Raw genomic sequence first — 6,599 nt, 5'->3', positions numbered from 1 at the left:
GGTTTCATGCACCATCAGGGCCCAGCCCAGCAGTTCGCGCGAATGCCGGCTGCCCGGCCGGGTCTGCGCCACGATCTGCTGGAACAGGTCGCGGGCGAGGCTTTCGAAACGCGGCAGCAGGCCCGGCAGCGGCGCGCTGGCGGCGAGCCGGACCAGCCCGCGCAGGCGGCGCAGCAGGCGGCGGCGACGGCCTTTGCTGCCATGCCCCGAGGGAATCAGCTGGAAGATCGCCACCGCAAGGCAGGCGCCCACCGCGAAAGTCAGCCCGCTGTTGAGGTACATCGACGCGTCGACGTGCGGCGCCTCGCCGATCGCCAGCGCGACCAGGATGCCGACGCTCATGGCGGTGCCGATGATGGCCAGCCGTGGCCGGGTGACCAGGTACAGCGACAGCATCAGCAGCGGCAGGGTACCGAGCACCAGCAGCGGGTAGGTGGGCAGCAGCGGCAGCACGCTGTAGGTGGGCAGCGCCACGATCGGCGCCAGCAGATGGCCGGCCGCGATGCGCTTGGAGACGAACACCGGATCCGGCGCCGCCGAGGCCATCGAGATCAGCGCTACCAGGCCAAACAGGGCGATGCCGCCGCCGGTCCAGCCGCTGCACAGCCACAACAGCGACAGCACCAGGGTCACCGCGGCCGAACGCAGCATCGCCAGCATCACGGCATGGCTGTCGTTGGTACGGGCGAAGTGCACGCGGCCACGCGCTTGCGGCAAGGGCTTGCCGGCGCGGCGTCCCAGGTCCAGATGGGCCTTGGTGCGCGCGTAGTCGCGCAGTTCGTCGAGAAAGCGGCGGATCAGTGCGTGGCCGGTATCGAAGTCGTCGTGGCAGGAGGGCTCCAGCGCGGCGCGCTCGTGCGTCGCCTGCATGACGATCCGTCGGCGGCAGGCGGCAAGCTCGTCGGCCAGCCGGTCCAGGTCGTCGCGCGTGGCACGCTGGTCCAGTGCATCGCCCAGTGGGCGCAGCAGGCGCATCAACGCCCGCACGGCGGCGGTCGAGCCCTTGCGCCGCAGGCGGTCGATCAGGTGATGTAGCAACTGGAAGCGCGAAGCCGAGACCATGAAGCGCTGGTTGAGCAGCTTCAGCACGCCGTTGCGGGTGCGCAGGGAGGGATCGTCGAAGAACGCGGCGGTGCGCAGGTCCTCGAAGCCGAGTGCACCGCGCACCACGCGCATCTGCGTGCGTTCCATCGCCTCATGATCTACCAGCGCACCGCGGCTGCTGTCGCGGATGAAATCCAGGAAGCCGTCGAAGTTGCGGTCGGCGCTGCCGCGCAGGTCGCCACGCAGGCGGATCGGGAACACCGCGTCGAACACCACGCTGGCCACCAGCAGGCCCAGCAGTACCTCGGAGGTGCGCGCGAACGCGCTGTCGAACACGTTGACCGGATGGTGCATGGCCGGCAGCACGATCATCGCCGCGGTATAGCCGGCCAGCACGAAGGCATAGGCGCGGAAGTGGCGGAACAGCACCGCACCGCCGGCGCACAGCCCGGCCCACAGCGAGATGAACAGCACCAGCGGCAACGGCTGCTGCGGGAACAGCGCCACCGCCAGGATGGCGCCGGCGCAGCCGAGCAGGGTGCCCAGGGCGCGATACATGCTCTTGGCCAGCACCATGCCCGACTGCCGGTTCATCACCACGATCACGGTGACCATCGCCACCGACGGCGAGCCCAGCTGCAGCCGCATCGCCAGCCAGCCGGTGAGGTAGAGCGCCAGCAGGGTCTTGAGGACGAACAGCCACGCGGCCTTCTCGCCGGCCATGGCGTGGGCGATCTGCTGGCGCCAGGGCAGCGCCGGCGTTGGCGGCAGTTCCGCACCCGCGGCGCTGCTCATCCCTGCGACTCCACCCCACGCAGCACCTTCTTCAACAGGTGCTCCAGCTGGCTGCGCTGGGCGTCGGTGATGCCGGCGAAAAAGCCCTGCAGCTGCAGGGTGACCGCCGGTACCACCTGCCGGATCAGCGCCTCGCCTTCGTCGGTGAGCTGCACCAGCAACTTGCGGCGATCCTCGTCGCTGGGCGAGCGGGTGAGCAGGCCCTTGGCCAGCAACTGGTCGATCAGGCGGGTGGTGTTCGACGACTTCTCGCTGGTCGCCTCGGCGAGCTGCGACGGGCTCAGTCCGCCCGCGCTGCCGTCGAGCATCATCAGCACGTTGTATTCCGGGTGGGTCAGGCCGTGCTGGCGCAGCAGCAGGTTGGCGTGGTCGCTGAACAGCTTGTGCAGCAGCTTCACCATGCGTACCAGCATGGCCTGGTCGCGGGGGAAGCCACGGTGCCGGCGCGTGCTGACCGCGAGCTTCTGTTCGATGGCCAGGAAGCCGCTCATGCCCTCATTATGATTGTTTTCCATAACTGGATATTACAGTAATGTACTAAAAAGAAAAAGAGGGCAGCGGCTCCGCAGGACGGAGGGGTGACGGGATAAAATCCGCCGGTGAACGCCGCGCTCTCTCCCGCCGTGGCGAGCGGGTTGTACGGCTCGCCACCGCCGCCGCTGGCAGGTATTGGCCGACGTCGTGACGGTGGCCCTTCAGGTCGAGTCGAAGCGCCCCCACAGCAGCTTGATGGCCACGCCGGCCAGCAGGAGGCTGCCGATCACCAGCATGGCTTCGCCCGCGCGCTGCTGGTCGTCGAGCAGGTAGTTGTTGCACAGGCGGATCGGCGAGACCAGGTACAGCCAGCCCAGCCGAAAGAACGTGGCGGTCAGTTCGAGCAGGAACACGCCGCGCACCACGAAGCCCATGTGCGGCCAGCCCAGCCCCAGCGGCAGGCCGATCAGCAGCGGCACGCTGGCGAACTTCGCCACCGCCATCCAAGGTTCACCGATCGCCGCATCGAGCGAGCGCGGCAGCATCCAGAACATGCCGGCCAGGCTGGCCAGCACCAGGCTGCTGATGCCGTGGCGGTTCCAGCGCGCGATGCCCTCGCCAAGCCGTGGTGGCAACGCGGCGGACAGCAGCCAGCCGACCGTGATCAGCAGCGGTATCTGCACCAGCATCTGCAGGCTCATGCGACTTTCCAGCCACGCCCGTACCGGCGGCAGCAGCAGGGCCACGAACAGCGCGACGGCGAAGGCCGGAGCCAGGCGCTGGCGCTCGGCGGTGCTCATGGCAGCTTGCGCCGCATGAGCTGCGCGACGGCCTGCGGATTGCCCGCGTCCAGGATCAGCACCAGCCGTCCTTGCGGGTCGACCACCTGGATCGCGGCGTTGTGCACGTAGCCGTCGATCCCGTCCGGCACCACGGTGACGCCGAAGGTGTGCAGCAACTGTTGCAGATCGCCTTCGCTCGTCGGCCGGGCGACGAGCCAGCCGTGGTCGCGGCCACGAAAGCGCTGCCGATAGGCCGCCAGCTCGGCGGGCGTGTCGTGCGCCGGATCGAAACTGATGCTGAGCAACACCAGCCGGCCGTCGGCCAGCGGCGCGGCGAGCTGATCCTGCAGTTGCGCAAACTCGCCGCCCAGCGCCAGGCACCAGGTAAGGCAGCGGGTGTAGATGAAGTCGACCAGCACCCAGCGGCCGCGCAGTTCGGCCAGGTTGACGTGCGCGCCTGACTGGGTTTCCAGCGTCACGGCCGGTACCGGCGGCGGCTCGCGCCGCACCGCGAGGCGGCGCGCGGTTTCGCTGGTGAACGCGTGGAAACCGTCGGTGGCGACCGTCAGTACGGCGCCACCGAACACCAGCAGCAGGGCGCTAGCCAGCAGGGTGCGCAGGATCGGCATCGATCGGCGCCTTGAGCAGGCCGACGATGATGCGCGTGGCGAACACCAGCATGCCCAGGATCAGCACCATCGCGGCGATGGAACCGGCCTGGTCGTACGGCAGCCATTCCGGCAGGTGCGTGGAGAAGCGCCGCGCCACGCTCATGTGGCCGGCGTACAGGAACACCATGCAGAAGCTGATGCCACCCACGACATACAGGAGCAGGCCGGCGCGGTCGGTTCCGCTGTTCACCGGCGCCCGCCGGCGACTGCCGACCACGTGGTAGAGCAGGGTGAGGACCATCGGCAGCACGCCGAGCAGCAGGTAGAAGTGGAAATGCCCAGGCACCCATTGCGTGTTGTGCATCACCCGGTTGACGCCGATGGTGCCGTCGATGATCGCCGGCACGATGCCCGCGGCCCAGCCGAACAGCGCCAGCACGGCCAGCATCGAGGGCATCGTCCAGCGCAACCCGGAGTGGTGGATGTTGGTCAGCACGCCATACGCGGTCACCAGGAATACCGGGAAGCCCGCGGCATAGGAGATGATCTGGCCCATCACCAGCATCCAGCGCGGCTCGGCGTAATCCATCAGCAGGTGGTGCGGGAACACGATGATCACGAACAAGGTGCTCGCCGCCCACGACCAAAGGAACGGACGCGAGACCCCGTAGGGTTTGCCGGTGTAGCGCGGCAGCAATTCGTAGACGGCGATCACGCCCATGTAGATGGTGGCGTTGATGATCATGTGGCCGAACCAGTAGATCAGGTTCTTCACCACCAGCGCGTTCAGCGCCACCTCCGGGTCGTAGGCGTTGATCAGGCACATCACCAGCACCACCGCGCCGGCCAGAATGCCGAGCGAGTTGGCGATGATCACCATGGTGCTGGCGACCACGGCCTTGGGATGGTTCGGGTCGATCTCGCCGCCGAACAGCCATTGCAACCCCAGCCCGCGGCCCAGGTTGCCGAAGCGGTGGATGATCGCCGCGGCGGCATCCAGGTAGAACAGCAGCATGCCCACGCCGATCAGCAGGTAGCCGACCATGAACAAGGCGGCGGCGCCGTTGCTCCACAGCCCCATCGAGTGCACCGGCAGCGGGTACAGGAAGGTCCACGCGCTGGCGAAGTCGCCGACGAACACCGCCCAGATGATGCACAGCGCACCCAGCATGAACAGCACGTAGTTGCTCATGAATGCCCACAGGTGCAGTGACACGTACTTGCGCAGGAAGAACCACATCACCGCGGTGCTGGCCAGGCTCATGGTGCCGACCATGCCGGCGCCGTGCATGGTCATGACCTTGTAGAACATCGCGGCCTGCACCGGCGTCCAGTCGGCCTGGGTCATGCGCATGGTCAGGCCCAGCAGCATCATCACCACGAACAGCAGCAACGCGGTGATCATGTACAGGTTGAACGCCACGTGTTCGCCACGCGGCAGTTTTTCGTCCTGCGGGTAGAGTTCGAGCGAGCTCATGACTTGTCCCCCCGCGCCGCAACGTCAAGTTCGGCGGTCATCCCGTTGTGTGCGACGCCGCAGTATTCGAGGCACATGATCCTGTAGGTGCCCGGCGTGAGGAACGTGTACAGGATCTTGTTGGTGAAGCCGGGCATCGCCTGGGTCTGGATGACGATGCGCCCATCCGGGGCGTAGATCGCGAAGCCGTGGTTGACGTCGCTGGCGGTCACCCGGAACTCCACCGGCTCGCCCGCCATCAGGTGGGTCTGGCTGACATCCCAGGTCCACTGGTGGCCGACCACATCGACCACCTGCGCCGCCTGCAGCGGCGCATGCTGCGCCGGGATCGGAAAGGGCCGCAAGCTGGCCCAGGCAATCCCGATGCCCAACAGCAAAAGCGCCGCGAACAAGGCGCGGCGCAAGGTCGTGGAAGTTCGATGTGCCCGCGCTGCCTCGGCGGCATCGGCCGGCCTGCCAGCCTGCGTGACGGCGTAGATGAAGCCCAATGCCACCAGCCCCATGCCTGTCAGCGTGATCGCCCAAATCACGTTCTGGAAAATCATGGCCGTGCCTCCCCGGAAAGCACCACGTCGACGCCGTTTACCCTATCCGGGTGGCAGTGTCAAGGAAGTGTGGTGGGGAGAAGCCTGCCGCCGCAGTCCGGAATAAATCCATGCCCTGCGTCCCAAGGCCACCATTCCCGCAATCTTCCCGACCGTCATTCCGGCGAAGGCCGGACAACGCTCGCGTGGCTCGCTTTTGTCCTGCCTTCGCCGGAATGACGACAAGGCGAGCGGAGATTCTGAGGCGAGGTTGCGGGTGATGGCCGCCCAACATTGTGCCGCAGCTCTTCCACCGCCCTTCGGCGAATTCATTCCGGACAGCAGTGCGGAGAAGCCAGGATGACGGCCGCGATACCTGTCCCGGAACGGCCTTCCAGACGGCCGCGTTGCGGTGCGCGTGGCGCCGGCACGCCCACCTGTCGAGCCGAGGTCCGAGCCGCGGCAGCAGCGCGTTACGGGGAACCCCCGAGCCGCGAAGCGATGCGCACCTCGCCGGTCAGCACCTTGTGGATCGGGCACTTGTTGGCGATCTGCAGCAGGCGCTCGCGCTGCTCGTCGTCCAGCTCGCCCTGCAGGGTGATCACGCGGGTGATGTCGTTGCCCGACTCGGGCGTGCCGTTGGGGTTGAACGCGAGCTCGACGTCGACATGTTGCAGCGGCCACTGCTTGCGCGCCGCATACATCTGCAGCGTGATCGCGGTGCAGGCACCCAGGGCGGACAGCAGCAGCCGGTGGGGCGCCGGGCCGGTGTTGGCGCCGCCTTCGTCGACCGGTTCGTCGGCGTGCCAGGTGTTGCCCTGGTCGTCGGTGAAATCGACCGTGTACGGCGCGGCGCCGGTGCTGGCGCGGACGGTGGGGATGCTCATGGCGG

7 protein-coding genes are annotated in these 6,599 nt (G+C 67.5%); all 7 read right to left on the bottom strand.

The features are described 5' to 3' along the window. Nucleotides 1–1,839 (bottom strand): FUSC family protein (locus UUA_RS15095; RefSeq protein WP_008438388.1); only part of this gene is annotated, 1,839 nt, incomplete at its 3' end. Further along, on the bottom strand, nt 1,836–2,330 hold the full coding sequence (locus UUA_RS15090; RefSeq protein WP_008438387.1) for a MarR family winged helix-turn-helix transcriptional regulator: 495 nt from the start codon (nt 2,328–2,330) through the stop codon (nt 1,836–1,838). The genes UUA_RS15095 and UUA_RS15090, both read right to left, overlap by 4 nt. A 204-nt stretch (nt 2,331–2,534) precedes the next feature. Beyond that, complete coding sequence (locus UUA_RS15085) at nt 2,535–3,113, bottom strand: hypothetical protein (protein WP_008438385.1); 579 nt, start codon at nt 3,111–3,113, stop codon at nt 2,535–2,537. Continuing rightward, nucleotides 3,110–3,724, bottom strand: a complete 615-nt coding sequence (locus tag UUA_RS15080; protein WP_008438372.1) for an SCO family protein — start codon at nt 3,722–3,724, stop codon at nt 3,110–3,112. The genes UUA_RS15085 and UUA_RS15080 overlap by 4 nt, the downstream gene beginning before the upstream one ends. Beyond that, the gene (locus UUA_RS15075) at nt 3,696–5,183 is read right to left on the bottom strand and encodes a cbb3-type cytochrome c oxidase subunit I (RefSeq protein WP_008438371.1); all 1,488 of its coding nucleotides are present in this window, start codon (nt 5,181–5,183) and stop codon (nt 3,696–3,698) included. The genes UUA_RS15080 and UUA_RS15075 overlap by 29 nt, the downstream gene beginning before the upstream one ends. Continuing rightward, a complete protein-coding gene (locus tag UUA_RS15070; protein WP_008438370.1) occupies nt 5,180–5,728 on the bottom strand; it encodes a cupredoxin domain-containing protein in 549 nt (182 codons plus the stop codon). Before UUA_RS15070 ends, UUA_RS15075 begins: the two co-directional genes overlap by 4 nt. A gap of 452 nt (nt 5,729–6,180) precedes the next feature. Further along, nucleotides 6,181–6,594 carry an OsmC family protein gene (locus UUA_RS15065; RefSeq protein ID WP_008438369.1) on the bottom strand — a complete coding sequence of 138 codons (414 nt, stop codon included), beginning with the start codon at nt 6,592–6,594 and terminating at the stop codon, nt 6,181–6,183. Nucleotides 6,595–6,599 lie beyond the last annotated feature (5 nt).

The sequence above is a fragment of the Rhodanobacter thiooxydans LCS2 genome, from assembly GCF_000264375.1.
GTDB classification, from domain to species: Bacteria; Pseudomonadota; Gammaproteobacteria; order Xanthomonadales; family Rhodanobacteraceae; genus Rhodanobacter; species Rhodanobacter thiooxydans.
This window is presented reverse-complemented; position numbering and strand designations above follow the sequence as displayed.